The sequence below is a fragment of the Natronincola ferrireducens genome, assembly GCF_900100845.1.
Classification (GTDB): Bacteria; Bacillota; Clostridia; order Peptostreptococcales; family Natronincolaceae; genus Natronincola_B; species Natronincola_B ferrireducens.
Genome location: NZ_FNFP01000001.1, coordinates 809,067 through 835,406, shown reverse-complemented (window position 1 = coordinate 835,406; position 26,340 = coordinate 809,067). Strand labels below are relative to the sequence as shown.

Genomic DNA, 26,340 nt, shown 5'->3' with positions numbered 1-26,340 from the left:
TTTGCGTCTATGATGGTAATATTAGTAATGCACAAAACCACGTAGACTGTCGCTACGTGGTTTTATTTTTAATAAGAAGCTTTTAAACCAGGTAGATACACATTCTGCGTGGTTTTTTGTTTTTATTAAATAAATTTTAAAAATAAAAGAAGGTTGAGGAGATGAAGATGAAAGAAAAGAAGGCAATAAAGGTTTGGCAAGCATTTTTACCCATTATCACTGTAATGTTCTTGGGGTTAATGTCGGTAATGAAATGGAAGGTAGGTATGGTCACCCCCATCATAGGAAGTATAACTGTAGCAGTTATACTAGGTATGTATATGGGCTATGGGTGGGAAGAACTTCAATCTAGTTTGGTTCAAGGTGTCTCAAGAGCTTTGCCAGCGTTGTTTATTATGCTTGTTGTAGGAGCTATTATTGGATCTTGGATTGCAGGAGGAGTGATACCAACCCTTATATACTATAGTTTAAAAATGATTAGTCCTCAAATTTTTATTCCAGCAGTAGCCATTGTAACTGCCATGATTGCTACTGCCACAGGAACATCCTTTACATCCATAGCAACAATTGGTTTATCCTTGATGGTTACAGGTTTAGGGATGGGTTTCCCTGCACCATTACTAGCTGGTGCCATTATTTCAGGAGCTTACTTTGGAGATAGTATATCACCCCTTTCCGATACAACCAACTTATCTTCAGCAATGGCTGGTTGTCAATTATTTGATGTTATTAAGTATTTGATGTTCACAGGAATACCGGCTTTTGTTATAGCCGTTGTTGGATATTATTTTGTAGGGTTAAAATTTGCATCCCAAGCTGTAATGGATTTAGGAACCATTGAAACCATTTTAAGTGGACTTCAATCATCATTTACCATTACTCCTTTGTTACTTTTAATACCTATTATTACTATATTTTTATCTATAAAACAATATCCAGCAATACCTTCCCTTGTAATCATTGCTTTGTTAGGTGGTTTGGCAGCCATAGTTTTTCAAGGAGCAGATATTGCTACTGTACTTAAAAGCGTGACATCTGGTTTTAAGAGTCAAACAGAAGTAAGCATAGTTGACAATTTATTGACTAGAGGTGGGATAACTTCTATGGGTGAGGTTGTCATACTTCTTACTATCGCAACATCTTTAGGGGGAATATTAGAAAAAATCGGAGCCTTAGATTCTATTCTTGACTTTATCATGAAAAAGGTAAAAACAAATGGAGAATTAATATTAGTAACAGTTTTAAGTGGTTTGGCGGTGGGTTTTGCTACTGGGGCTCAATTACTTGCTATCGTTTTGCCAGCCAGAATGTTTACAAAGGAATACAAAAAAAGAAATCTACATCCAAAAAATTTAGCTAGAACTGCTCAATCCATCGGAACAATTTGTATAAATCTTGTTCCTTGGAGTGTTCCCTGCATATTTGCTAAAAATATACTGGGGGTGGAACCTATTGAATTTATTCCTTACCTGTTTTTTCCTTTTGCTATTATTGTAATCATTCTATTCTATGGATTTGCAGGAATTAGTATGGTATCTCTTGATGAGGAAGATAGCAAAGGTCAACTTCAAACTAATTAATAAGTTAATTTTTATAATGAAAAATAATGATAGCTATAGGAGGAATTTGAAATGGAAAACCAAACAAAAGTAGTACTATTAGGAACTGGAACACCTAACCCAGTACCAGAAAGATCAGGACCTTGTGTTGCAATAGTTGTAGGTGAAAACTCTTATCTTGTTGATTTTGGACCTGGTGTAGTAAGACAAGCTGAGAAGGCTAATAGAAAAGGTATTAAAGCCCTAGAAGCAAAAAATCTTAAAAGAGCTTTCTTAACTCATCTTCATTCAGATCATACAGCTGGATATAGTGATTTGATTTTAACACCTTGGGTACTTGAAAGAGAAGAGCCTTTAAAGGTATTTGGTCCTAAAGGTATTAAACAAATGACAAATCATCTTTTGGAAGCCTATAAAGTAGACATCGATGCACGTAGATACGGTGGAGAAAAAGCTAATGAAACTGGGATTAAAGTTGATGTAGAAGAAGTCTTTGAAGGGATTATCTATTCAGATGAAAAGGTAATAGTAGAAGCTTTTAGGGTGAACCATCCCCCATTTGAAGCCTATGGCTATAAGTTCATTACTCCAGATAAAGTCGTAGTTGTTTCCGGGGATACAACTCCCTGTGAGAATTTAATAAAACATGCAAAGGGATGTAATATTCTTGTTCATGAGGTTTATTCAGCTACTGGCATCAATAGTAGAACGCCAAAATGGTATAACTACCACACAACAGTCCACACATCAAGTGTTGAATTAGGTGAAATAGCATCTCAGGTTAATCCAGAACTATTAGTACTGTATCATCAGTTATTTATGGTAGGAGAAAATGAATCTGGAGAGATGTTGTCCATCGCAGAAAGAGAGCAGGAAATGATTATGGAAATCAAACAAAAATTTGATGGTGAAGTGATTTCAGCAAAGGATCTTGATATTTTTTAATAGAGTCAACACTATAATAATATCTTTTGATAACTGAATTATTTATGTAAATAGAATCAGGTGGAGTCAACTCTCCACCTGATTCTTTAATTTTTGAGTTTTCTAAAACTATTTGATATTTTTGCTTCATTATAAGGTATCATGAAAATTATTAATTTAATTTAACGATACCTATTGAGTAAAGAAAAATCAGTAGAATAGCAATAGGTGCTATATATTTAAGGGTAAAGGAATATAACTTTTCCCATTTAAATTCAAATATACCATTGCTGGTTACTTCTTTAGCAACATTCTTTGCTCCCCACACCCAAGCAGCAAATAAGCATACTAACAATCCACCTAATGGCAAGAATATGTTGGAGGTAATGAAATCAAATAAATCAAAAAATGTTTTGCCAAATACCGTTACGCCACTAAGTGCACCAAATGATAGAGCACTTGGTATTGATAATAGAAAAAGTATACTTGAAAGAATGACAGTGGTTTTTTTTCTGCTAAGCTTAAATTCCTCTGTAACAAAAGCAACTGAAACCTCTAATAGGGATATAGTTGAAGTAATAGCTGCAATTCCAATCAACATAAAGAATAGGGTCTCAAATAAAGCTCCAAATGGCATTTCCTGAAATACAGCAGGCAATGTTATAAATATAAGTGTAGGTCCTGCTTGGGGTTCAAAGCCATATGCAAATACAGCTGGGAATATAACAATACCTGCCATAATTGCAATCAACGTATCTACAAGAATTACCTGTAGGGATAGAGAAGCAATATTTTCATCCTTTTTTACATAACTTCCATAAGTAATTATAATTGCCATACCAAGACTAAGGGAGAAAAATGAATGTCCAAGGGCTTCTAATACTCCCTTAGTAGTCAATTGAGAAAAATCCGGTTTAAATAAAAATTCCAATCCCTTTGAAGCACCTTCTAATGTTAATGATCTAAACATTAACACTACAAGAATACCTAGTAATATAGGCATAAGAATTTTACTATATTTTTCTATACCCTCTTTGATTCCAGACATTACTATAAATCCTGTCAACACAATAACAAATAAACTCCAAAACACTGGTTCAATGTTGCTTCCTATAATACTTTCAAAATATACACCTATTTGGTCAGGTGCAATGTTGGCTAATTTGCCTGTAGCTGATCTAGCTATATAGGCAAATATCCATCCAGCAATAACTGCATAATAAGACAATATAATAAAGGCAGTAAATATTCCTAAATATCCTGTGATACTCCATTTACTATTTGGTTTTAACTTTTTAAAGACCCCTGCTGCATTTGCTTGGGTTTTTCTTCCTAAAGCAAATTCTGAAACCATTACAGGTATCCCTACTATAGCTACACAAAGTAAATATACTAATATAAATGCCGCTCCTCCATTTTGACCTGCAACATAAGGAAATTTCCATATGTTTCCTAAGCCTATGGCCGAGCCTGCTGCTGCTGCTAATACGCCTAATTTTGAACCAAAATTATCTCTTTTCATAATACATCTCCTTTTGTCGTCATATTTAAAGTCTTTTAATTGTTATGAATAATTTAAATATTCCAATGGGCACTTGCATACCTTCTATGCCTAAATTTAAAATTATTTTCTTAACCTCCTTTATAAAATTGTATATAAAAATCCCCCATACCTACAAATATGTGTAATATTTATAAGGATGAAGGATTATTTTCATGGTACCACCTTATTTCACAGTTAATACAACTGTCTCATTTTCAAATCAAAGTAAAGGATTTATAAACTACCTTTGCTTGAATTCTAGCCATATATCGGTGGCTCCGGCATCATTTACTCGAAAAATCTTTCAAATCAGCTGCTCGGGAGTGATTATTGTATACATATTCTAACGCTGAATCTCATCAAACTTCAGCTCTCTGTAGATAGAAAACAATGTATTTTTCTCTCCGTCTTCGCCTTATCAAAATATTTGTTTTATTCATACTGAATAATAGTTTATAGTGTAAAAAGCAATTTGTCAATATTTTTTATAAAAATTTGTCTATTTTTTATATTGTGTTATTTTCAAATGATAAAAATCTTTCGTTTTAAGGGCTTCATCTCAAGCATTTCCCCACCCTATTATTTGTCTCGAAATCTACTTAGGAATTTTTACTAATGTTTTGGCGATTACCAAAACCCAAAATTAATCCATCAATCTTTGTATGTCTTATTTCATTTATCCATGCTGCCTGATATAATTGACTAATCTCAATTGAAAATGTAACTAAAATGGCAGATGCTGCCACCCAATATGTATTTTTTCTACTAAACAACATTCCAATAATAAGGAAAATCATCATTGCCCAAAGAACATCCTCTAAATAAAGATGAATCCATTTTGGTAAAAAGTCTAATCTCGAACACAATCCTAGAGTAATAACCAACAAAGTTAATATTAAGTAATGATTCTATTACGTTCCACTGTCATTGCTAACCTTCTCTCTTTAGAAAGCGTGTATTTTATTTGGTTTTACTAGGACTCTATTTATTTTGCTTGTATAAACTCAATAATAGGTTTAAGATTTTCTTTTTTTGTCCAATCACACTTTGATCCAATTGCTTCCATTAAAGCTGCTTCCCATGGTTCGTAGGTGGCTGGATCTTTTTTCTCAACAACTTTTTTTAACATATTACATAATGTCCGATCTTTCCAAGACATAATTTCTTCATTCCATGCACCTCTGCAATAAAAACAAGGAATATGTGCAAGACCAGTTTTAAAATTACGCTCTTTTAATACAGCCATTGCTTTTTTATCGTATGGGGATGCTCCTACTGCAAATACTATAATCTTCTTGCCTTTTAATCTTTCTTGATGTTTTTTAAGAAAAGAAATACCTGCAATTCCTGTAGCATATATGCCACCACCTAATATAACTGTATCATATTTCTCTATCTGCTGAATTGTAGCTTTTTTTGTTTCAATCAAATCGCATGATAGTTCTTCCACTAGCCATTCTGCATATTTTTTTGTTGCTCCATACTTAGACTGATAAATCACAATTGTACTACTCATACATGCCCCTCCTCATTTAAAACAAAACATAACCTTCCTTGTTCATATTGTTCATCTGATATTTAATGGCATTAGGCAAACCAATTAATCCTCACGCTCTACCCCAACATTCACATATTAACGTCTCCCCACTGTCGAAGCTTTTGAATTGGACCCCATAGGAATATTCCCTTGGCGGTGCTTGCATCCTCTTCTGTCAATTCCCGTAAAATTAATCTTTCAGTTTGTAATATAGGAAATTCCTTATCTTTATTGTTAATCATGTGTTGTTTTCTCCTTTTATAAGTTATATTCCCCTACACTTTACTATAAGTATATTTCCTCCAGACCCACTCTAATGGACCAAACTTATAATAATCAAACCAAACTTTACTAAATATAACCTGTAAACTAAATATGACCACTGTAAATAAAACTCCTGCTAGAATACCCATATTGGTTATAAGCCCCAAACCTTGACCATAAAACACAAAGGAGCATAAAATACATTGCACCAAATAGTTTGTGAGGGCCATTCTACCTACCCATTGAAGTGGGGCTAATATTTTTATAAAAGTATCTTTTCTAAGTAATAATAGTAATGATGTGATGTAAAATAGTGATAAAAATACAGTGCCCAACTCAAAAAACAATCCAAAGAATAAAGAAGCCACCACCAAACTTGGTAGAAAAATATAACCCATTATTATACAAATTAGTGTGGATAATACACTTAAAGCTCCTGTTGTTTTCCACATTTTTTTAATTAAATGTAGATTACCCTTAATATCATGAAATATCTTTAATTTAGCAAGCAGTAAGCCTATTAAAAACATCCCTAAGATTTTAGGAATTGTAAATAATAAAGAGATTAATACAAATGGTAGATCATTCGTTATTCTAAATCTAATAATTTCAAAATAAGACCCATTTTCATATATATCAAAGGACCTTTCAACCCTTTCACTATAAGAAAAGTAATCTACATCTCCAAAGTGAGACCTGAGTGCTAAGGGAGATGGGGTCGATATCGTCATTAACAATGTAGATATTATTAATAATATTACAATCCAACGCTTGAGGCTTTTTATAGATTTATTTCTAAAAGCCAATAATATGAATCCAATTAAAGCGTAAACATGAAGTATATCCCCAAACCAAACTAAAAATAAATTCAAAACGCCAAATAGCATAAGCAGCAAAAGTCTTCTTCTAAATAATGATTTCGGAGAAAAACCTTTTTCTTCAACCTTTTTTATAAAAATATAAAATCCTAAGCCAAATAAAATTGAAAAAATAGTATAGAACTTACCTTCAGCAAACAATTTAATAAATATAGCCAAAATCCTATCAGTAGAGTTGCTTAAATTAAGAGGATAGCTTAAAACATGAATCCCTGAGGTAAGGGAGTCAATTGTAACATAACTAAAGAACACTACATTTACTAATAGAACTCCAAATAATGCAAAACCTCTAATAATATCAATTTCTTTAACTCTACTTTGCTCACTTACTGGTTGAAGCTGAGCTGAATTACTATCATGCATACAAAAACCTCCTTAATGCTTTAAATTAGACATTATAATTGTTAATTTAATTTACTTATTTCTTCTTTTAACTGCTCTATCTCTTTTTTAAGGGAATTTACTTGTGAGATAGCTGATAAAGCAAAAACAAACGCAACTGGAGCTAAGAGCCCTACAAATTCCATTTTACAACCTCCTATTTATAATTTAATTGCTAGTTTTTTTGATTCTAATTGCTTTCATTTAAAAGTCTATATTTCATTTTTTACGCTTTTAAAAAGTATACAACTTTTGGCGGCTAGTGCGGCCATTCACATGTTGTATATTACAACCACATAAAACTATGGCTTTACATGGAGAAACAGAACCTTCTCTATTCCCTCAAATCATGTCCATAGAGGCACCACATGTCAGGTTTCTACTAATAATATATCTGATTCGTCTTAAAAGGATACTATGCAACAACTATCATTATTTAGTTAAGCACCTTTTTTGGAACATACCACAGAAAATAGTGTTTTGAATATAACCTCGTCTCAATAACAACAGTCTCTTCATCGCCCTCAAATACAAAGCCTGCACCCGCTTGTTCCTTAAAACGCCATCCCTTTTCCTTCATGAATTCTTTAATTGAATCATAGCCTGAGGAAGAATTTCTTGTAGTTTTTGACACATATCTATATCCATTATTTGTTTCTGAAAACTGCTGGTAATCACTGTTTGTTAACTCAAGTTTAATAATTGAAGTTAAAATTGGAATAGGGTTCCCCTCTTGTCGTAGAGCACTACCGAATCTAAGTGTAATAAATCCAAATAACAGTATAAAAACCATTAATATAATAAACAAAGGTTTTTTCAAAAAATCACTCCTCAACTACAATTTTTTAAGCACTTTTCTTTCCATTAAGCCAACAAGTTTAAAATTATGTTTTAAATAGTCTATATAGTTCCACATAATTCATCAGATGTGATATAGTCTATAAAATATTTTCTTCACACAACCTATCTAGTTTTCCTAGGCACATTGAAAAAAATAATGCGTATTAATTACAACCGTAGATTATACCTATTGATCTAGCTAATCCTCTTTTAATCCAAAAACCCCCAAGACAATACCAATAACTATAGATAACAAACCAGCGTATTGTGGTACTTGCATATACCCTGCTTGTACAGCTACATCTGCAAAACCTAATACACCAACAGAATACATGATTGACCCTCCAATAAAAAGCATTCCTCCGAATAATACTTTTTTCATACGTAACCTCCTGTTATATAATAATATTTACTGCATATTTTTCTACTGTTATCCAATATCCTGCTCTCATCAACAGACCCCTAGAGAACTCCCCTGATATTGTCATGTCTACTAACGTTTCCAGGCTTAGCGACGTTGGACTCTCCCTTAATCCTCTCTTACCAATGTCTGATAAGCTTCTGTTAGGCACTGGCAATTTTAAATAGATACTCACAATACAGATTTGATTATTTTTGCTATAGCACTACCAACTAACCTGTGCCCTGCTCCGTTTATCTGGTTAGTGGTACCACAGAAGTATAAGTCAGTGTCTAAGTTGTAAAAAGCAAAGGAGCCTGTTTGTCCCCAAAAGCCTACTATTTCTTTAATTGGTTTAAAAGGTGACACTATTCTTGGTGTCCATAACTTTTCTAATCCTATTCCAAAGTAAAAGAGGCCCGGAGGTGGCAAAAGTAAATTCCACTGTTTTAACTCATTGATTCTCTCCTTAGGAAAGAAATAGCCATTAAAAAACTTTTTTAAAAATAGCATTAACTCCTCAGCGGTGGAAACAATTCCGCCTTCCACTCCCGCGGATGTCATATAATGAGGAAGCCATAGTTCATCTGAGTTGTAGTAGAAAGCTACTGGAGTATTGTCGTTGAGATCATTGTAAACATAGGTGTGAGATAAATTCAATTGAGAAAATATATAGTCATGAAACACTTCCCCAATAGGTTTCCCTGTGACGTTCTCGATGATCTTTCCTAGGAGCTGATAATTGGAATCAGAATAGGCGGCTTTGCCCTTAGCTCCTGGCTTAAAATTAGGGGTAAGGTTCTTGATTAGGTCAATTGTTTTATCCAAAGGCCAAGGCTCATCATTCCCCTCCATTAGTGCATCCGCAACAGTTCTCCCATTATCTTGCTTATGAAAAAAATAGTCGGGTAAACCCGATGTATTGGAAATTAAATGATAAATAGTAAGCTTATCAGAATAATCCACACCCTTTAAGACATGAAGGCCTTCACAATAGTGATCAGGTAGGTATTTTGATATTTTATCTGTAAGTGCCATGCGTTTTTCCTCAATCAAGCACATCACTACAGCGGTTACATAAAGTTTAGTAACACTTGCAATAAAAAATCTGCTGTCCTTTTCCATATTACCCGCTGTTCCGGTCCAAGAGAAACTCTTGTCGCTATTCTCCACGCACAAAACAGCACTAAAAATCCTTTTGTTATTAACCATTTTATTAAGTAAATCATTTAGTAATTTCTCGTTAACCATCCTTTTCCCATCTCCTCAATTCATTCAATTTTCAAAATACTAAATACAGATGTTTTTGCTTGCGCCTAACGTACCGGTGTTTACGACGTCACTGAACCGAACCCAAAAGATAGGCAGTCTGGGTGGAACTCAGTGGCGGTGAAGGATGTGGTGGACTAACCTTTCCCTAAACACGTGCCACCAGCATCCTTGTGCAAACATATTGTTAAGCGGTGGACTCTGTCCTCAAAGCAAAGCAGATAAGTATTGTAGTTTAAAGTTTCCTGTGACTTTATGATATAGATATATTCTTATTTCTACATCAGTTTAAATCTCCCCAACTCTGATATATTTGTACAGCTTTCCCATTTTCTATTTTAAATGTAAACCCCTGTTGAAAGTCTTTCTTCAAATCTTGTTCTACCATTTTTATAAACTCTTCAGTATCTATAGGTACCCTAGTAAATTGACCTGCCACATAAGCAGTACAATTCTCAGCTAATTTTATTTGGATATTTTCTTGGGTATCTGCTAACTCTACATCCAAAATTATTTGACTTGATTTATCTAAACCAGTTATAACACCAAATACTGTTTCAAGTCCATCAACTTTATTTAATAGGTCTTCCATTCTATTTAACTCTAAAATAGTTGATCTTATAAATTGATCTAAGTTTTGATTAGGCATCTCAATCTCTAAGTTATTGACCCTATTTTCAATATCAGTAATTTTTTCTTCTAAATGATTTTCTATAACTTCATTACTTTTCATTGCTTCAACGGTTGTATTTAAATTGTATAGATTGTAACTTAAAATTAATATTACAACAATCAATATTACTACTGTACTAGGTGTAACTAATGTTAATTTTGCCTTCATGCAGTTATCCTCCCTTTTTTAGAGAAAACATAGCCACTGCAAATCATGTAAAAAATCAAAACCACAATTCCTATTGGCCTTTCACTAATCACTTGTCCTGTATACTTTGTACTTGCATAAATAAAATAAATTCCTGGCAACATACCCAAAATTCCTCCCCAAAACTTATCTTTATTTAATAGAAAACCACTTGCCAAAAATAAAGTAATCCAAATAAGTACAATTGGTGAAATTGGACAAATTCCAAAAGAGATTGCCAACCATCCAAAAATAATTGTAAATAAAATTGCTGGTATATAAAATACAATTTTCTTCATAAAATTTTCCTCCATAAATATATTTTTTTCACTTTGCATAATCTACAAATATGTAAAAACTATTGTACTATCTTTGCTTCACACAATCCATATGATGCGTAATAACAAGTCATAAAAGATAGATTCTTCACTACGTTCAGAATGACAGATACTTCATTAAGAATGTTGATTTTGTGGGTTGTCATCCTGAGCTTAGCGAAGGATCTAATAATTAAAACCCTGAGATAGATCTTTCCATTCTGGGTTAATACTTTCTATCAAGTTAATTTTCTTACACCTTGTCCAACCCTTAATCTGCTTTTCTCTTACAAGTGCAGCTTCTACATCATCTGTGCTACCAAAATATACTAATTTATTAACATTATATTTCTCTGTAAACCCTTTAATTAATTTGTTTTTATGTTCATACAAACGACGTTCAAGGTTATTAGTTATGCCAGTATAAAGTACCTTGTTTGACCTATTTGTCAATATGTAAACATAATACATCCATGCATCCTCCTTAGAAGATTCTTTACTACATAAGATCCTTCGCTTTGCTCAGGATGACAAACTCTAACTTTATGACGTCTTGTTTATCAAGTTTGCTACAAATAAATTTATAGAATCTATTATCTATCTTCAAAATACTTCTTTTTTATTAAACAAGACCCTAAAAAAACAGCCCCGATATCATCATTTCCTATAACGTTTTGGGGCTTAGCGACGTTCTGGCACATAATTAATTTCCGAAGCCAAAATGTTGCTAACCCTATGTTATGTGCTGTCCCGTCGATTCTAAATTTTATACCCTCACTAAACCATTGTTTTTTATGACATATAGAATAGAAAACACGAATTATTTATCATTTGTCTTTTTATCGGTTTTATTTAAATTCAAAGCTGTATCTGGAATATGAATTAGGTAATGATACAAAAAAATTATTGAAAACCCCATAAAAAATAGATGTGTCTTCTCAACAAGATAAAGAACCACTAAAGACAATAAATAGCCTGACAGTGAAATAAGCAATATTGTAGTCTTGTAAATTTTAGTTGTCTTAAATAACCTTACCAATCCTATTTTTAAATTAAACACTCTATCAAGTATATAAAAAATCAAAACTGGTAGAAAAGTACTCAGTATCAATAGTGTAAATAATACAAACTTCACTATATCACCGTCCTCATAAATTAGTTTTGCTATTCCCTATGCAGTAATAGTATTTAGACTTTTTATCATTTGCTATTTGCTTTTTTATTTCTTGCATTATTGAGCTTATTTCATATTTTCCATCTAATGTTCAGTAGTATCAGGCAAACCATTAATCCCCAACGTCCTGCCCCGATCTAGATGTCTTTCTTTTAATATGAAAATCAAACCTAAAGCAAAAATAGAGCCAATTGTTACAACAATTAACCATTTTATTTTTCTATCCATCCTATTACCCTCCTGAAAAATATACACATTCATTACTTTACATTGTTCTGCATATACGTCATAAATAATTTGTATAATCTATTGTCTATCTTGAAAACACTTCTTTTTTATTAAACAAGACCCCCCCAAAAAACAGCCCCGATATCATCATTTCCTATAACGTCCTGGGGCTTAGCGATGTCGGACTTTCCCTAGAAAACCCACTTGCCGACGTTCGCTAAGCCTCTGTTATATGCTGTCCCGTTAACTGAATAATTTCTACTTCTACTTATTTATTGCTCTTTATGACGTATAGAAAAGAGAAAGTGCAGTATCATACCTAACATCAACTTTATGGGCCTTGGTCAAGAGAATCATAAATTACAACGATAGGCACTTTCTTTGAAATAACCTGAACTCCCATAATATCTCCGTTTTCATCTTTGAAGCGAACACCATATGCTCCATATGGACCTAACCACTCTAACTGTTCAAATTTCAAGCCTTTATGATAATAGTTGGCAGTTACATAAGCTGTTGCAGTTAGTCGTGCAGTCGTTTTTTGCACTAAAACAAACTGGTGAGAAAAAACTACCAATGCTATTACTGCTAATATCAAAATTTTTCGTTTTTTATTTGATTTAAATATTGTTACAACTACTACCAAGGCTAGGAAATTTAGTAATACAAGTGTTATTTGCAATATCATCACCTCTATAATAAGATAATAGAACTCTGTGTTGTACATTTTTCATCTGATATGACCCTCTTGATCATTTTCCTATTACTTCCTGTCACTACCTTTCGGCAGGGATGGCCTATAACGGTCTCGCATTTGCAACGTCCCTGAACCGGACCCACTTGACCTTGCCCCTTGGTGGAGCTTTGTTCCCGGTGAAGGGATGGGGTGCTCTGACTTTTCCTTTGATACGTACTTCTAGCACCTTTATGCAAATGTATTGTTATAGGTAGTGATAACGCTTTTTACCTCTATAATCCTTCTCATACAATAGATAATGTGATATGGATAATTTTTTTAATCAACTTCTCTCTGTTGATATGAGCGATAAAAGTTCTTTTCTATTCTATTTCAATGTTTCTATAGTATTTTGATAATAATTTATTAGAGAGAGTTACAGCTTCCTTTCTATTAACTGCTGGTGCCGATATTATCCACCCATCACTACTACTCCATCCTTTACTCCTAGCATCTTCTCTGAGTTTCGAGATTGTAATAGTAAAGCTATCAAATTCGTCACTAACATGTAAATCTCCATAAGTGCTACCATATGTAGTTAGTAATACACCCATATTGCTATGAAAATGTATTGTGTATGGAAAGACATCATCGTCAACTATTATCTGCCCCTCAAATCTCTTAGGTTTTCCTCCAAATGTTGTAAAATACTTGCCCTGTATTTCTATACCAACTGGGATTGATATTTGGTTGTTTCCTGCTTGGTACATAATACCATCATTCACTATTTCAACCTTATGGGTAGTGTACGATGAATGACCAACTACAGCAATAATAAGAACTAGCCATATTAGTCCAAGATTAACTCCTATACGATACTTTACATATACACCTTTCAGTTTTTCACCCATTAAGTTTTCCTCCATAAATAAGATCTTACCAAAACTTACCTACTTTGCATCACATATGTAATATATAATTTGTATAATCTATTATTCATCTTCAAACACTTCTTTTTTATTAAACAAGACCCTAAAAAACAACCCCGATATCATCATTACCTATAACGTTCCAGTATTTGCGACGTCCCTGAACCGGACCCCAAAGATAGACCCCCTTGGCGGAACTCTGTTCCCGGTGAAGGGATGTGGTGCACATCGCCCTAAGATTGTGCCCTAGTGCACCCTTGTGCAAATACATTGTTAGAAGATGCGGCAATGTCTTTTCTCCAACGATTCTTCGCATAAAATAAATGATGTTCAGCAATTTTTATTAATCAATAGATGGATATTTAACTTCTTTATTATTTATATCAGCAGATACATTCTCTTTATCAAAAATTATACACACCATCTTACTTTTCAGTCCTTTCAAAGGTATATATGTATAATTATATCTATAGTCTGGGTCATCTTGATATATTATATCTATAACATATCCTCCTATTGTATAATCTTTATATATTCGTTTAGAATCTATAATTGCATTAGTAGTGCCCTGAACAGACATATATTCTTTTAGACTCTTTTCTGCAAGATACTTTTGAACAGGATACCAATATAATAAAGATGATAATATAACCAATATAATAATAATCACTATTGCATGTTTTCTATTTTTCATCATAACACTTCCTCCTTAAGTCACACTTTTCTACTGTTATGCAATATCTTTTTTTCATCAACAGACCCTCAGAGAGTTACCCCGAAATTGCCGTGTCTTCTAACTCTTACATCCACGAATACAAGTTCGTTTTTATATGCCAAAATAGATGGGTTTGCGAACCATGTTTCGTGAAAGTCTGCTTATGGTTGTAACTCTATTTCATTAATCTATCTAAAGGGCTTTTTATTTTGCTAAGATTTGCTTCAGTTACATGTGTGTATATCTCTGTAGTTTTAGAGCTTGAATGCCCTAATAATTCCTGAATATATCTAAGATCAGTTCCACTTTCTAATAAATGGGTTGCAAAAGAGTGTCTTAAGCTATGTACTGAAACATCTTTTTTTATACTGGATTTCTTACATGCAGTTGCAAATATCTTTTGAACTGATCTTTCGGTGAGGAAACAATTATCTTTTCCTCCTGGAAACAACCATCCCTTAGGCTTTTCTACCATTGCATATTTTCTTAGCATACCTAGAGCAACTTCAGAAAGTATAGTATACCTATCTCTTCTGCCTTTCCCTTGTCTTACATGTATTAGCATTCTATCACTATCTATATCATCTACCTTTAGTCTTACTACTTCACCAACTCGGAGTCCTGCTGAATAAATTAAGAATAGTATGGATTTATGTTTGATGTTATTAACAGAATCTAGTATAGATAATACTTCTCTTTGACTTAAAATATTTGGCAACTTCTTTTCTTTCTTAGGTCTAGGTAGATCATATAATACTTTGTCTTTTTTTAATGAATGTTGATAATAAAATTTAATTGCACTTAATGCTTGATTTGCAAAGGCATGGGAAGTTTTTTGTTCCTTAAGCAAATAACAAATATATTTTTCAACATCCTCTTTTGTCAATACTTCAGGCTTTTTATTAATAATCTCAAGAAATCTTCTTACATGTCCAATATATGCCTTTTTAGTCTTAGGACTATATCCTTTAAGTATCAAGCATTTTTCTAATTCTTCTAGTTTTGGATTGCTATTATGTAAATTGCCTTCACTATTTTTTGTTATAAAAGAGTTTAAGGATCCATCCCAATTTATATCTTCTTTTATAAAAACCTTTGTTAAGCTATTTATACTTTTAACATTATTAGGAATGATCCAGCACTTTTGTATTGCTTCCCATCTTCTTCCTTCAACTTGTCTAATTTTTTCTACTAGTTTACTATTATATTGAAAGGTAACCTTCAATTCTGCATCACTGATTTTATCTACATTTATCACTCTTATCACCTCTTTTCCAAGAGTTTCATCAAAAACATTAAACCTCTTTCTTATTTCTATATAGACCATCAATAACCCTCTATTTTTTACATATAATTACAATTGATTTGGAGTTTTATCTGTATTAAAAAATCCCTATAAAATAGACCATACAATCGTCTACTCTATAGGGTGCTTTTTCAAAGGGACAATTTTAATCCACTAGCTTACCACCAGCTAGTCCCACTAAGCTTCATTTAAAACATTTTATTATACAATAGGTATTTGCAATTCAGTAATGTATTTATCCATATCTGATTCTACAAACTGATCTATTATATTGATGGCAATTACTCTGTCTCCTAAAGCTAAATCATTTGAGTGTAATCTCATTGTTTCAATAGTTTCAGTGATGTTTTCATAAGGACCTAAATGATAACCGCATAAATATTTGCCTGCCGGTATCTTTAATAGGTTAGAAAAATGCTTTAACACCTCATTTTCTTCTTCTATATCCTCACAAAACATATATGCACCAAAGTGCTTACAATTATTTTCATAAAAGACTATTGTAGGATAAAAGTAAAATGAGTCACTTAAATAAACTGTATCCTCATCTCCAATAGATAGATAATATCTATCGGGATATTCCTTAGTAAATACATGGTTAATCTTTATATCTTCTTGTTTTAGCTCTATAAATCTTATCTTACGTTGAATTGCTGTATCAATATTAATTAATTCTTCCCATTTTTTTCTTAAAAACAAAGATTGTTTCTTAAGACTTTCTAAGGTATATTCTATATTCCTATATTCCATATAGGATTCAATCTTATTTAACGAATAACCATTTCTCCGTAAATATCTAATAGTAGCCAGCTTATATATTTGGTCAAAAGCATATTTCCGATATCCAGTCTCTGAATCCCTCTCGTTAGGCACTAATAAACCTATAGAATCATAATAATGAAGTGTCTGTACATTAATTTTAAATAATTTACTTAATTCTCCTATCGTTAAATATCTCTCCATTTTTTCACCCTTACATTCATTTATTATTTCATCATAAGTTTATCCTATTACTACTAAAAATTCAAATACTTCAATACTATCTTTCGCTTCTAATATAGGGTGTTCCTAAAGCAGTAGGATTTTTTGTTTTGCCGATGGAAAATAAAAGAACTAACACTGCAATTACATAGGGAAACATCGTAAATAATTGGGAAGGAACAGGAATACCCATTGTTTGTAATCCATATTGTAATGCTTCAGCAAATCCAATTACTAATGATGCTGCAAATACACCAACAGGATTTCTTCTCCCTAATGTAACTGCTGCCAATGCAATATATCCTCTGCCAGCTGTTATATTTTCTATAAAAAAACCAAATTGTACCAATGTCATATAGGTTCCAGCAAGTCCCCCTAAAGCACCATTAAACAAACAACTTATATAACGAATTTTATTAACATTTAGACCTGCTGTATCTGCAGCTCTAGGATTTTCCCCTACAGCATGTAGATTTATTCCCCACTCTGTTTTATAAAATATAATGGATAGAATTATTACCATGAAAATAGTAAAATACACAAATGCATCTTGAATAAATAAAATCTCTCCTATTACTGGAATTTTTGATAATATTGGTATCCGTATTACTTTAAATACAGCAATTGAAGGAAGATCCGTTGTTTGTCCAAAAACCATCAAGAACATAAAACTAGATAATCCAAGTACCAGGAAGTTTAACGCAAGACCTACAATCGTCTGATCAGCTTTACACTTAATACTTATAACAGCATGAATTAAACTAACGATAATTCCACTAAGTATCCCTGCTAAAACCCCTAAAAATAGATTGTCTGTAAAGTAAGCTATAATAAAACTGCCGAAAGCGCCTCCAAGCATAATTCCTTCAATTCCAATATTAAGTACCCCGGATTTTTCAGAAATCGATTCTCCAAGCCCAGCTAAAGTAATAGGTATAGCCATCTTAATTGCTGCTGCAAGATAGGCTGCAGCCATGGTTATAAATTCCATAATCTATACCATCCCTTCTTCTGTGACTAATTTCTTAAATATTGTTTTACGAGCTAATATTAAAATAACTACTGCACCCATTATAATAGATGAAATTGAATTGGGAATACCCGCTGAACGTTGCATCGCTAATGATCCAACCTGTAATGCAGATATACCTATTGCAGCCACAGCTACTCCTAACGGATGATTTCTTCCAATCAATGCCACAATTATAGCTGTATAACCATAATTTGGAGATAAACCCTCAATAAGCTTATGTTGTAACCCTGCAATTTCAGACATACCCGCCAGTCCTGCAAGTCCACCACTAATTAACGCTGATAAAACTATATTACGATAGATGGATATACCTGAACACATACTAGCCCGAGGATTGATACCACAAGCCCTCATTTCATAACCTGTCGGTGTTTTCCATATCAGTATATAGATCAATATAGTTGCAATCAATGCTATTATTATACCGGAATGTAGTCTGGTAGATTGTATCAAGGTTGATAACATCGCACCTTCAGGTATTCTTGGTGACATTGGATAAGGATAATCTGGATCTTTTAATATTGTCCTTACCATTATCCCAACTATATTTATTGCAATATAATTAAACATAATACTTACTATTATTTCTGAAATTTTAAATTTAGCCTTCAAAATCCCTGGTATTAATGCCCATATTCCTCCCCCTATAAAGCCGACAATTATTAACAAAGGTATCATCACAATCTTTGGTAGATTTGGAAATAGTAAAGCAAAATATGTAGCAAATATAGCTCCCATATACAGTTGTCCTTCAGCTCCAAGATTAATAAATCCACTACGAAAACCTACCGCCACACCTAAACCTGTCAATGTAAGGGGTATAGCTTTAACAAATACCTCTGCTATTGAATATTTTGAGCCAAATATCCCTATAAAAAATCCAGAAAGGGCTTTAAATACATTACTTCCATTAAAGGCTATTAGCAAAATAGCTATCATGAATATGATCAGCGCAATACCTAAAAATGATAAATATTTGTTTAATGTCTTCATGCCAGCTCTCTCCTATATTCATCTAGACTACCCGCCATCATCATACCTATGCGAGAAACATCTATATTTTCTTCATTTTTCAATATTCCCATAAATTTTCCTTTATACATTACAGCAATTAGATCACTTACAGCTAATATCTCTTCTAAATCAGCAGAAATCAAAAGGATAGAACATCCATTTTTACGGCACTCAAAAAGCTTTTCGTGTATAAATTCTGCTGCACCAATATCTAAGCCTCTTGTAGGTTGAAAAGCTACTATAGCTTTTGGATTTCCCATGAGTTCCCTTGCTAATATTAATTTTTGTTGGTTACCTCCCGATAGATATCTAATAGGCGTTCTAATGCTTTGGGTCTTAATTCCATATTTTTCTACAATTTTTTTGGTTTCCTGTTTAGCTAATTTTTCATTTATTAATCCTTTATTAATAAATTTTTTATCAGAATGCGCCCTCAATAAAAAATTTTCTGTTAAATCCATATCCATAATCAATCCATCACAATGCCTATCATCGGATATATAACCCATCCCTAATTTTTTACGGTCTTTTACCTTCAAATTACTTATATCTTCATTACATAATTTTAAGGTGCCACCTGTATGGGTCTGAATCCCCATGATTACCTCTGCAAGATCCTTTTGCCCATTACCATCTACCCCAGCTACCCCAATTATCTGCCCTGGAGCTATATGTAATGAAATAGAATCAAGACTCATAACACCATCTTTTTTCAATGAAATATTATTTAAATCTAAACCATCACATTCCTTGACTTCTATTTCATCTCTTTTCATAACCTTTAATTGTCTACCAATCATATACTGAGATAGTTCCTTCTCATCTACATCCTTTGTATTTACAGTAGCAATCTTTTCTCCATCCCTTAATACTGTAATCTTATCTGTTATACTTATAACATCGGGTATCCTATGGGTTATTATAATTACAGAATGGCCATCTTCCCGTAGCTTACGCAGTATTATATAGAGGTTTTCTATTTCTTGTGGGGTAAGCACCGCAGTAGGCTCATCTAAAATAAGTAGTTCAGCATTTCTATAAAGTAATTTTATTATTTCAACCCTCTGTTGTTCCCCTACCGATAAAGACGAAACATAAGCATCTGGACATATATCTAAACCATATTTATTTGAAATTTCTTTTATTTCTTCATTTAGTTTCTTTCTATTAGAAAATGGATATCCCTTAGATTTTAAACCTAAAGTTATATTTTGAGAAACAGTTAAGGTAGGAACTAATGAAAAATGTTGATGTACCATGCCAATCCTATTATCGATGGCATCTTTAGGGGAATCAAACTGAATTGATTCCCCTTTCCAAAATACTTCCCCATTGTCTTTAGTATAAATTCCGTATAATATATTCATTAATGTTGTCTTTCCTGCACCATTTTCACCTAACAATGCATGTATCTCACCATGTTTAACATCTAAGCATACCTGCTTTAAAGCACTCTTTCCAAAAAATGACTTATCGATATTTTGCATCACTAGCAATGACATAGAAACCCTCCTTAAAAATTACGCTAATACTATTTTGTTGGAGTTTCGATTAAAGGAACTTCCAGACTACCATCAGTAATTTGAGATTTTAAACTTTTAATTAATTCTTTAACTTCTGTTGGAATTTTATCTTCAAAGGAGTTAAATTCTGTTATATCTACAACGTTATCTGCCATACCTAAGTGATAAACCCCACCACCAAATGTACCTTCTTTTACTTGCGTAACCGCTTGTAATATAACCTCAGGCATGTTATATAATGTAGAAGCCATAATTGTTTCAGGAGCTATTGAACTTTGGTCATAGGCATTACCACATGCAAGTAAGCCATTTTCTTCTGCAGCTTTGATTACACCAGTACCCGCTTGGTTAGCCACATGATATAATACATCGGCACCTTGATCTATCATGGACGAAGCTGCTGCCTTCCCGGCTGTTACATCTGTAAAGGAACTAATATAAATTTCAAATACTTCTATATCAGGATTAACCGACTTAGCACCTACTTTAAAGGCTTCTACCTCTTTAACAATGGAAGGCTGTTCAAATCCACCAACCACGCCAATTTTCCCTGTTTTTGACATTGAGCTAGATAAAACTCCCATCAAGTACCCGCCTTGCTCACATTTCATTACATAGGAAGCAGTATTTTCTGACTGAGCATTTGCTTCGGTTGCCATAAAATATGTATTAGGAAATGATTCTGCAACCCGCACAGCTGGTTCTCCAAATTGAAAACCATGACCAATGATTAAGTCAAAGCCCTGTGCAGCATAATCCCTGTATGCAGATTCAGTATCAACTAGCTCAACATTTTCCATATATGCAATCTCGATGCCCATTTCCTGTTCTGCAGCTATTAAACCCTCTAATGCAGAAGCATTCCAACCTTGGTCATTTGCTGGTCCTGAAAGCAATAGTGCTACTTTTAAAGTGTCCTCTGTACCATCATCTTTTGACACATCATTGGACTGAGCACATCCCGTAAATAACAAAGCCATACATAATAAAACAATAATTATTTTTTTCATTTTAAAATAGCCTCCTCATAATTTTAAAAAGTAATTGAAACCAATTTGCTCCACTGTTTGTTTTGTTAGTTTCTTAGCTGTTGATAAATCTTGTCCAAACCTTCTCTCCTTCTTGAGCTAACTTATGTTCATCTACCCCCACTAATTGTCCATCCTTAAAAACAACTTTTCCATTAATCATGGTTAACCAAACAGGTCCAGTCACCCCAGTTTTAGCTAAAATATTTTTTGGATCATGTAAGGTTCCTGTCAGCTCCAATACACTGGTATCTATCATAAATAAATCTGCGCCTTTACCTATTTCAAGGGAGCCTAATTCATCTCTCCCCAATGTTTTGGCACCATTTATAGTTGCTATCTTTAACATTTCATATGGGGTAACACTGGTACCCCGGGCTTTACTATGATAGGCCTGCATCATATAGGCTAATCTTAATGAATCCAGTAGATTTGAACTATCATTAGTTGCAGAACCATCACACCCTAAGCTTATTAATACATTATTTTCTTGCATGCTTTTCATATCCAATATAGGGAATCCCCCTAAAACCGCTGGAGTAGGACAGTGGGACACTCCCGTATTTGTATCCCCCACAATTTTATATTCAAAGGGCTCTAGTTCCCAACCATGGGCTACAAATACATCTTTACCTACAAAGCCTATTTCTTGACACCACTCAAGGGTTCTTTTACCCCATCTTTCCATCATTAATTCATTTTCACCTTCACCTAAATGTGTATGTAAGTAAACACCTTTAGATCTTGCCAAAGCTACAGATTCAATAAATGTATCACGATAGCTGTTAATTGGTTGGCAGGGTGCTACAACAATTTGTTTCATTGAAAATGGTTTTGGATCATGATATAAATCAATGATTCTTTCACAGTCTGCAATGAATTCATCGGTAGTTTCGAGCATATTATCTGGAATGGTACTGCCTTCGCTTCTTGGGAGGGTATTTGTTCCTCTACCTGCATGATATCTTAAGCCTAAAAGGGAAGCAGCTTCCATTTGCCGATCTACTAACTCTTTACCAGATTTCTTAGTATAACAGTATTGATGATCAAAGGCAGTTGTACAACCGTGTTTTACTAAATCCGCCATGGCTGTTAAAGATGAGTAATAAATAACATCAGAATCAACTTTTTGAAAAATACGATATATCTTATCTAACCATTCTACTACGGTCATATTGGGATAGTCTATACTTTCCATATTTCTAATAAATGTTTGAAAAAAGTGATGATGGGTATTAATTAATCCTGGATATACAAACTTGTCTTTAGCATTTATAACGGTAGCTTCATCACAGGATAATCCTTGTCCTATTTCTTTTATCTCTGGACCTTCAATTAACATATCACAATCATAATAAACTCTGTCTTCAATATCACAGGATACAATTGCCCGTGCATTTTTTATTAATATTTTGTTATTCATTTGTAGATATCCTCCTCTAGCTTTCCCACACAATAATGTCTTTCTTTGTCTCATTATAAACCCTATGGTAACTATAGGGTCAAGTGATATTAGAAAATTATATTTTATGCCTCAGATTTGTTCCACAAAAGAAACCATCTCCATAACACTGTTTTTAAAATTCCTTTGGATAGTTTAGATACCAATTATGGCGAAAATTGACAATAAGAAAATGTCATGTTATTCTATTAACAATTTAATAAAAATCCTCATCCTTGCAGGTGCGGTAGAGGGGCGGTTGCTACGGGTTATAATTTGCAGAAGAAAATATCCTGCTAAAAAATATAAGGAGATGATCTTTTGAGAACAATTTTAAAAAATGGAAAGTTTTATATTGAAAAAAATAGTTTTCAACAAGCAATTTTAATCGAAGATGGAGTTATTGTACAAACTGGTGGAAATGAAGATATCCTTAAAAATGATGCTGATAATATTATAGACCTTCAGGAGAAAACTATTTTGCCAGGTTTTAATGATAGTCATCTACATATTTCATGGGTAGGAGATGCTATGACCTCCTGTAATTTGACATCAGCTAAATCAATTGATGAGGTTATTCAGTTTGGTAAAAACTTTATTAAAGAAAATAAAGATTTAGTTGTTTTAAATGGTCGTGGCTGGAATCAAGATTATTTTACCTCAGGTGAAAAACGTCTATTGAATCGATTTGACTTAGATAAAATATCGACACAGATTCCAATTGTATTTGATAGAGTATGTGGCCATGTTTCGGTAGGAAATACTAAGGCTTTAGAAGTATTAGGTGTAGATGCAAACACTATTATCGATGGTGGGGTAGTTGAGCTTGGAGATGATGGAAAGCCAAATGGTATATTTAATGAAAATGCTGTTGGATTAATTCATTCACTTATTCCAGAAAAAAGTGATAGGGATATTGAGAAGGATTTTTTGGAGGCTGCTAACTATGCATTAAGTGTTGGCATAACCTCTATTCAATCTTGTGATATTATGCATGGGGATTTTAGGAGAATGTTTGATATAATTCATAACATTTACGATAATAAAAAATCAAAGTTAAGATATTCTCATCAATTTAACTTTCAAGATATAAATGATTTTAAAACCTATCTTCAAACAGAATACAAGACAGGACAATATGATGAAAAATTCTTGTCAAAAGGTGTATTAAAATTATTTAAAGATGGTTCTTTGGGAGCAAGGACTGCTTTAATGTTAAAGGATTATGAGGATGCTCCCGGTACTAAAGGTGTAGCAGCATTAAGTGATGAGCAACTGCAAGATTTATGTGATTTAGCAACAGAGCATGGTATTCCAGTAATAACCCATGCAATTGGTGATGGTGCTATAGAAAGTGTTCTAAATGCATATGAAAAAATCATCAAAAATGGAAAAAACCCTCTTCGTCATGGAATTGTCCATTGTGAAATCACAAATATGGAACAGTTAAAGAGAATTGCTAAATTGAATATTCCTGTTATGTATCAGCCTATTTTCTTAGATTGCGATATTAAAATTTTAGAAGCACGTGTTGGAAAGCAATTGGCCAGCACTTCTTATGCTTTTAATACACTATATAAATTAGGAGCTCCTATAAGCTTAAGTACAGATGCTCCAGTAGAAGACTGTAACCCATTCCCTAATATTTACTGTGCTGTGACAAGACTAGGAATGGATGGTAAACCAACAGATGGCTTTTATCCAAATGAAAAAATGGACCTTGAAGACGTCATTGATGCTTATACAATTGGTAGTGCTTTTAATGAATTTAAAGAGGATTTTAAAGGAAGATTAAAACCAGGCTATGTAGCTGATTTGATTGTATTGGATAAAGATATATTTACTATAGATCCATTAAAAATAAAAGATATTAAAGTTGAAAAGACCATGATAGACGGAGAATTTGTCTATGAAAAATAGAATTAGTTAAACCCTCAACGGAATGGCTAACCCATTCCGTTTTTTAATGATATATTATCCAGTTTTATTTGTTATAATTTAGAAGTAATGTGATTTCACATAATAAACGCCATTTATTAAAATTCCATATTTTTTTTATTATATTTGCATAATATCGATAATGATGATTCCTTTTAAAATACAAAAATAAATTCGTTGCTTATAAGAAAATCATAGTCAGTGGTGTTACTATAACAAGAGTAATTACTATTCTTTCAATAAGAATAAATAGTATATCCTTGATGCTAATATCAATATCTGTACTTATAATACACGGAATAGATCCAGAAAAAAATAATATAGAAGATATAGATACAACACCAGTAATAAATCTTGTTGCCATTGGCGCTTCAATGCCTGCCATAATAAATGAGGGCATTAATACTTGACCTCCTACTGTAACAATTGCCTTAGCTACCATCCATGGTTCTGGAATTCTTAGAATATAAATAAGGGGATAAAAAATATAAGCTAAAACATCAAAAAATACAGTCATTTTAACTAAGTAAAAAGATATTACTCCAATAGCTAAAATAAGGGGTAAAAACCGTAAGCTCATGGAAATCCCTTCTTTAAGATTACTAGCTATCCCTTTCACAATAGATCTATTGTTTTCTATTTCTTTTAAAGCCTCATTTATAGCACTATTTAATAGCTTCTCCTTTGAGTTCAACTCAACTTTTCCCTGCCCAGTAATATATTCTCCTTCTATTGCATTCAAAGGTTTTAATCTTACTGTTATGGCTGAAACTACAAATGTTGTTATAAGTGTGGTCCAAAAGAAGGTGCTCCATATTGACATTAGATCAAGGTTTTTGGCTATAATAATCATAAATGTTGCAGAAACAGTTGAAAAGCCTGTAACAATAATGGCAGCTTCTTGCCTAGTATATCTACCTTCTTTAAAAAATTTGTTAGTCATAAAAATTCCTACTGAAAAACTCCCAACAAAAGATGCTACTACATTTATAGCAGCACTCCCTGGCACCTTCCATATGGGACGCATGACTGGCTTCAATAAAACTCCTAAAAACCCAAGTAACCCATAATTAGTAATAAAAGTTAAAAATAACGACCCTAATGGAATGATAAGGGCTACAGGTATGGCTATTGTATTAAATAATAAGGGCAACATATCTTCTCCCATTAACCATTTAGGACCAAAATTAAAGAACGCCATCATACCTAGAATTATTCCTAAAACCTTTAATCCTGACATTACAACTAAAGTTATATTCTTATTCCAGCTTCTTTCATAAAAAGGTAATAATCCTCCAAGTATAATCATAACTAAAGTAAAGCTAGATACTAGCCTTGGCATAGCTACTATAATAGCCATAACTAAATGATCTAGTAAAATGCTTTTATTGCCCATGATTGTAAATGGAATGAAATATACACAGATACCTAACATGCTAAATACTAAGAATTTGAAAAGGTTTAATTTCTTTTCTATGTTATTATACTGACATGTTTTTTTATCAATTCTCATACACAACCCTCTCTTACCTATAAAACAAGAAACAAATGAATCCATTGTACTTACAATTGTATCCATTTGT

General features: G+C 32.9%; 28 protein-coding genes and 1 other annotated feature. Of the genes, 3 read left to right on the top strand and 25 right to left on the bottom strand.

Annotated elements, in window-relative coordinates; all coding sequences use genetic code 11:
- Window positions 1–161: 161 nt before the first annotated feature.
- A complete protein-coding gene (gene nhaC, locus BLS22_RS03790) occupies window positions 162–1,580 on the top strand; it encodes a Na+/H+ antiporter NhaC (RefSeq protein ID WP_244269451.1) in 1,419 nt (472 codons plus the stop codon).
- Window positions 1,581–1,631: 51 nt separating this feature from the next.
- Window positions 1,632–2,504: an MBL fold metallo-hydrolase gene (locus BLS22_RS03785; protein WP_090550519.1), complete on the top strand. Its 873-nt coding sequence runs from the start codon at window positions 1,632–1,634 to the stop codon at window positions 2,502–2,504.
- Between the two features lie 151 nt (window positions 2,505–2,655).
- On the opposite strand, the gene BLS22_RS03780 is transcribed toward BLS22_RS03785, so the two are convergent.
- The 24 genes from BLS22_RS03780 to BLS22_RS03675 all read right to left on the bottom strand — a co-directional run bounded on the left by BLS22_RS03780 (window position 2,656) and on the right by BLS22_RS03675 (window position 22,801).
- A complete protein-coding gene (locus tag BLS22_RS03780; RefSeq protein WP_090550516.1) occupies window positions 2,656–4,005 on the bottom strand; it encodes a sodium-dependent transporter in 1,350 nt (449 codons plus the stop codon).
- A 171-nt stretch (window positions 4,006–4,176) separates the two neighbouring features.
- Window positions 4,177–4,446, bottom strand: a binding site (T-box leader).
- A gap of 179 nt (window positions 4,447–4,625) precedes the next feature.
- Window positions 4,626–4,892, bottom strand: coding sequence for a ribosomal maturation YjgA family protein (locus tag BLS22_RS15600; RefSeq protein WP_143011243.1), 267 nt, complete (start codon window positions 4,890–4,892; stop codon window positions 4,626–4,628).
- 119 nt (window positions 4,893–5,011) lie between these two features.
- Entirely contained in the window at window positions 5,012–5,542 is a 531-nt protein-coding gene (locus tag BLS22_RS03770; RefSeq protein ID WP_090550511.1) for a flavodoxin domain-containing protein, read from the bottom strand.
- A 110-nt stretch (window positions 5,543–5,652) separates the two neighbouring features.
- Window positions 5,653–5,805 (bottom strand): hypothetical protein, encoded by a 153-nt coding sequence (locus BLS22_RS15010; RefSeq protein WP_176762042.1) that lies wholly within the window; start codon window positions 5,803–5,805, stop codon window positions 5,653–5,655.
- 33 nt (window positions 5,806–5,838) lie between these two features.
- A complete protein-coding gene (locus BLS22_RS03765) occupies window positions 5,839–7,068 on the bottom strand; it encodes a DUF418 domain-containing protein (protein WP_090550508.1) in 1,230 nt (409 codons plus the stop codon).
- A 41-nt stretch (window positions 7,069–7,109) separates the two neighbouring features.
- Complete coding sequence (locus BLS22_RS15475; protein ID WP_280139557.1) at window positions 7,110–7,232, bottom strand: hypothetical protein; 123 nt, start codon at window positions 7,230–7,232, stop codon at window positions 7,110–7,112.
- A 290-nt stretch (window positions 7,233–7,522) separates the two neighbouring features.
- Window positions 7,523–7,906, bottom strand: coding sequence for a hypothetical protein (locus BLS22_RS03760; RefSeq protein WP_208974656.1), 384 nt, complete (start codon window positions 7,904–7,906; stop codon window positions 7,523–7,525).
- Between the two features lie 219 nt (window positions 7,907–8,125).
- Window positions 8,126–8,308 (bottom strand): hypothetical protein, encoded by a 183-nt coding sequence (locus tag BLS22_RS03755; protein WP_090550506.1) that lies wholly within the window; start codon window positions 8,306–8,308, stop codon window positions 8,126–8,128.
- Window positions 8,309–8,321: 13 nt separating this feature from the next.
- Complete coding sequence (locus BLS22_RS14815) at window positions 8,322–8,504, bottom strand: hypothetical protein (protein ID WP_176762041.1); 183 nt, start codon at window positions 8,502–8,504, stop codon at window positions 8,322–8,324.
- Window positions 8,505–8,518: 14 nt separating this feature from the next.
- Window positions 8,519–9,577 carry a serine hydrolase domain-containing protein gene (locus BLS22_RS03750; RefSeq protein ID WP_090550503.1) on the bottom strand — a complete coding sequence of 353 codons (1,059 nt, stop codon included), beginning with the start codon at window positions 9,575–9,577 and terminating at the stop codon, window positions 8,519–8,521.
- A 301-nt stretch (window positions 9,578–9,878) separates the two neighbouring features.
- Complete coding sequence (locus BLS22_RS03745) at window positions 9,879–10,436, bottom strand: hypothetical protein (protein WP_090550500.1); 558 nt, start codon at window positions 10,434–10,436, stop codon at window positions 9,879–9,881.
- On the bottom strand, window positions 10,433–10,753 hold the full coding sequence (locus BLS22_RS03740; protein ID WP_090550498.1) for a hypothetical protein: 321 nt from the start codon (window positions 10,751–10,753) through the stop codon (window positions 10,433–10,435). Before BLS22_RS03740 ends, BLS22_RS03745 begins: the two co-directional genes overlap by 4 nt.
- A gap of 204 nt (window positions 10,754–10,957) precedes the next feature.
- Complete coding sequence (locus tag BLS22_RS03735; protein WP_090550494.1) at window positions 10,958–11,242, bottom strand: GIY-YIG nuclease family protein; 285 nt, start codon at window positions 11,240–11,242, stop codon at window positions 10,958–10,960.
- Window positions 11,243–12,029: 787 nt separating this feature from the next.
- A complete protein-coding gene (locus tag BLS22_RS15005; protein WP_176762040.1) occupies window positions 12,030–12,173 on the bottom strand; it encodes a hypothetical protein in 144 nt (47 codons plus the stop codon).
- A 331-nt stretch (window positions 12,174–12,504) separates the two neighbouring features.
- Window positions 12,505–12,855, bottom strand: coding sequence for a YgjV family protein (locus BLS22_RS03725; RefSeq protein WP_090550489.1), 351 nt, complete (start codon window positions 12,853–12,855; stop codon window positions 12,505–12,507).
- Window positions 12,856–13,232: 377 nt separating this feature from the next.
- Window positions 13,233–13,760 carry a hypothetical protein gene (locus BLS22_RS03720; protein ID WP_090550486.1) on the bottom strand — a complete coding sequence of 176 codons (528 nt, stop codon included), beginning with the start codon at window positions 13,758–13,760 and terminating at the stop codon, window positions 13,233–13,235.
- Window positions 13,761–14,121: 361 nt separating this feature from the next.
- Window positions 14,122–14,475, bottom strand: coding sequence for a DUF3139 domain-containing protein (locus BLS22_RS03710; RefSeq protein ID WP_090550480.1), 354 nt, complete (start codon window positions 14,473–14,475; stop codon window positions 14,122–14,124).
- A gap of 193 nt (window positions 14,476–14,668) precedes the next feature.
- A complete protein-coding gene (gene xerA, locus BLS22_RS03705) occupies window positions 14,669–15,820 on the bottom strand; it encodes a site-specific tyrosine recombinase/integron integrase (RefSeq protein WP_244269450.1) in 1,152 nt (383 codons plus the stop codon).
- A 180-nt stretch (window positions 15,821–16,000) separates the two neighbouring features.
- Window positions 16,001–16,762 carry a MerR family transcriptional regulator gene (locus BLS22_RS03700; RefSeq protein ID WP_090550477.1) on the bottom strand — a complete coding sequence of 254 codons (762 nt, stop codon included), beginning with the start codon at window positions 16,760–16,762 and terminating at the stop codon, window positions 16,001–16,003.
- Between the two features lie 76 nt (window positions 16,763–16,838).
- Window positions 16,839–17,771: an ABC transporter permease gene (locus tag BLS22_RS03695; protein ID WP_090550475.1), complete on the bottom strand. Its 933-nt coding sequence runs from the start codon at window positions 17,769–17,771 to the stop codon at window positions 16,839–16,841.
- A gap of 3 nt (window positions 17,772–17,774) precedes the next feature.
- On the bottom strand, window positions 17,775–18,806 hold the full coding sequence (locus BLS22_RS03690; protein ID WP_090550472.1) for an ABC transporter permease: 1,032 nt from the start codon (window positions 18,804–18,806) through the stop codon (window positions 17,775–17,777).
- The gene (locus BLS22_RS03685; protein WP_090550470.1) at window positions 18,803–20,329 is read right to left on the bottom strand and encodes an ABC transporter ATP-binding protein; all 1,527 of its coding nucleotides are present in this window, start codon (window positions 20,327–20,329) and stop codon (window positions 18,803–18,805) included. Before BLS22_RS03685 ends, BLS22_RS03690 begins: the two co-directional genes overlap by 4 nt.
- A 29-nt stretch (window positions 20,330–20,358) precedes the next feature.
- A complete protein-coding gene (locus BLS22_RS03680) occupies window positions 20,359–21,330 on the bottom strand; it encodes a BMP family protein (RefSeq protein WP_244269449.1) in 972 nt (323 codons plus the stop codon).
- Between the two features lie 103 nt (window positions 21,331–21,433).
- A complete protein-coding gene (locus BLS22_RS03675; protein ID WP_090550463.1) occupies window positions 21,434–22,801 on the bottom strand; it encodes an amidohydrolase in 1,368 nt (455 codons plus the stop codon).
- 339 nt (window positions 22,802–23,140) lie between these two features.
- On the opposite strand from BLS22_RS03675, the gene BLS22_RS03670 reads away from it, so the two are divergent.
- Window positions 23,141–24,739, top strand: a complete 1,599-nt coding sequence (locus tag BLS22_RS03670) for an amidohydrolase (protein ID WP_090550461.1) — start codon at window positions 23,141–23,143, stop codon at window positions 24,737–24,739.
- A 199-nt stretch (window positions 24,740–24,938) separates the two neighbouring features.
- Here BLS22_RS03670 and BLS22_RS03665 read toward each other — a convergent pair whose 3' ends face one another.
- Window positions 24,939–26,270: a YjiH family protein gene (locus BLS22_RS03665; protein ID WP_090550458.1), complete on the bottom strand. Its 1,332-nt coding sequence runs from the start codon at window positions 26,268–26,270 to the stop codon at window positions 24,939–24,941.
- Window positions 26,271–26,340 lie beyond the last annotated feature (70 nt).

Coding starts and splice junctions, on each gene's coding strand:
- nhaC (WP_244269451.1), top strand. CDS start 162: ATGAAGATGAAAGAAAAGAAGGCAATAAAGGTTTGGCAAGCATTTTTA.
- BLS22_RS03785 (WP_090550519.1), top strand. CDS start 1,632: ATGGAAAACCAAACAAAAGTAGTACTATTAGGAACTGGAACACCTAAC.
- BLS22_RS03780 (WP_090550516.1), bottom strand. CDS start 4,005: ATGAAAAGAGATAATTTTGGTTCAAAATTAGGCGTATTAGCAGCAGCA.
- BLS22_RS03770 (WP_090550511.1), bottom strand. CDS start 5,542: ATGAGTAGTACAATTGTGATTTATCAGTCTAAGTATGGAGCAACAAAA.
- BLS22_RS15010 (WP_176762042.1), bottom strand. CDS start 5,805: ATGATTAACAATAAAGATAAGGAATTTCCTATATTACAAACTGAAAGA.
- BLS22_RS03765 (WP_090550508.1), bottom strand. CDS start 7,068: ATGCATGATAGTAATTCAGCTCAGCTTCAACCAGTAAGTGAGCAAAGT.
- BLS22_RS15475 (WP_280139557.1), bottom strand. CDS start 7,232: ATGGAATTTGTAGGGCTCTTAGCTCCAGTTGCGTTTGTTTTTGCTTTA.
- BLS22_RS03755 (WP_090550506.1), bottom strand. CDS start 8,308: ATGAAAAAAGTATTATTCGGAGGAATGCTTTTTATTGGAGGGTCAATC.
- BLS22_RS03750 (WP_090550503.1), bottom strand. CDS start 9,577: ATGGTTAACGAGAAATTACTAAATGATTTACTTAATAAAATGGTTAAT.
- BLS22_RS03745 (WP_090550500.1), bottom strand. CDS start 10,436: ATGAAGGCAAAATTAACATTAGTTACACCTAGTACAGTAGTAATATTG.
- BLS22_RS03740 (WP_090550498.1), bottom strand. CDS start 10,753: ATGAAGAAAATTGTATTTTATATACCAGCAATTTTATTTACAATTATT.
- BLS22_RS03735 (WP_090550494.1), bottom strand. CDS start 11,242: ATGTATTATGTTTACATATTGACAAATAGGTCAAACAAGGTACTTTAT.
- BLS22_RS15005 (WP_176762040.1), bottom strand. CDS start 12,173: ATGGATAGAAAAATAAAATGGTTAATTGTTGTAACAATTGGCTCTATT.
- BLS22_RS03720 (WP_090550486.1), bottom strand. CDS start 13,760: ATGGGTGAAAAACTGAAAGGTGTATATGTAAAGTATCGTATAGGAGTT.
- BLS22_RS03710 (WP_090550480.1), bottom strand. CDS start 14,475: ATGATGAAAAATAGAAAACATGCAATAGTGATTATTATTATATTGGTT.
- xerA (WP_244269450.1), bottom strand. CDS start 15,820: ATGGTCTATATAGAAATAAGAAAGAGGTTTAATGTTTTTGATGAAACT.
- BLS22_RS03700 (WP_090550477.1), bottom strand. CDS start 16,762: ATGGAGAGATATTTAACGATAGGAGAATTAAGTAAATTATTTAAAATT.
- BLS22_RS03695 (WP_090550475.1), bottom strand. CDS start 17,771: ATGGAATTTATAACCATGGCTGCAGCCTATCTTGCAGCAGCAATTAAG.
- BLS22_RS03690 (WP_090550472.1), bottom strand. CDS start 18,806: ATGAAGACATTAAACAAATATTTATCATTTTTAGGTATTGCGCTGATC.
- BLS22_RS03685 (WP_090550470.1), bottom strand. CDS start 20,329: ATGTCATTGCTAGTGATGCAAAATATCGATAAGTCATTTTTTGGAAAG.
- BLS22_RS03680 (WP_244269449.1), bottom strand. CDS start 21,330: ATGGCTTTGTTATTTACGGGATGTGCTCAGTCCAATGATGTGTCAAAA.
- BLS22_RS03675 (WP_090550463.1), bottom strand. CDS start 22,801: ATGAATAACAAAATATTAATAAAAAATGCACGGGCAATTGTATCCTGT.
- BLS22_RS03665 (WP_090550458.1), bottom strand. CDS start 26,270: ATGAGAATTGATAAAAAAACATGTCAGTATAATAACATAGAAAAGAAA.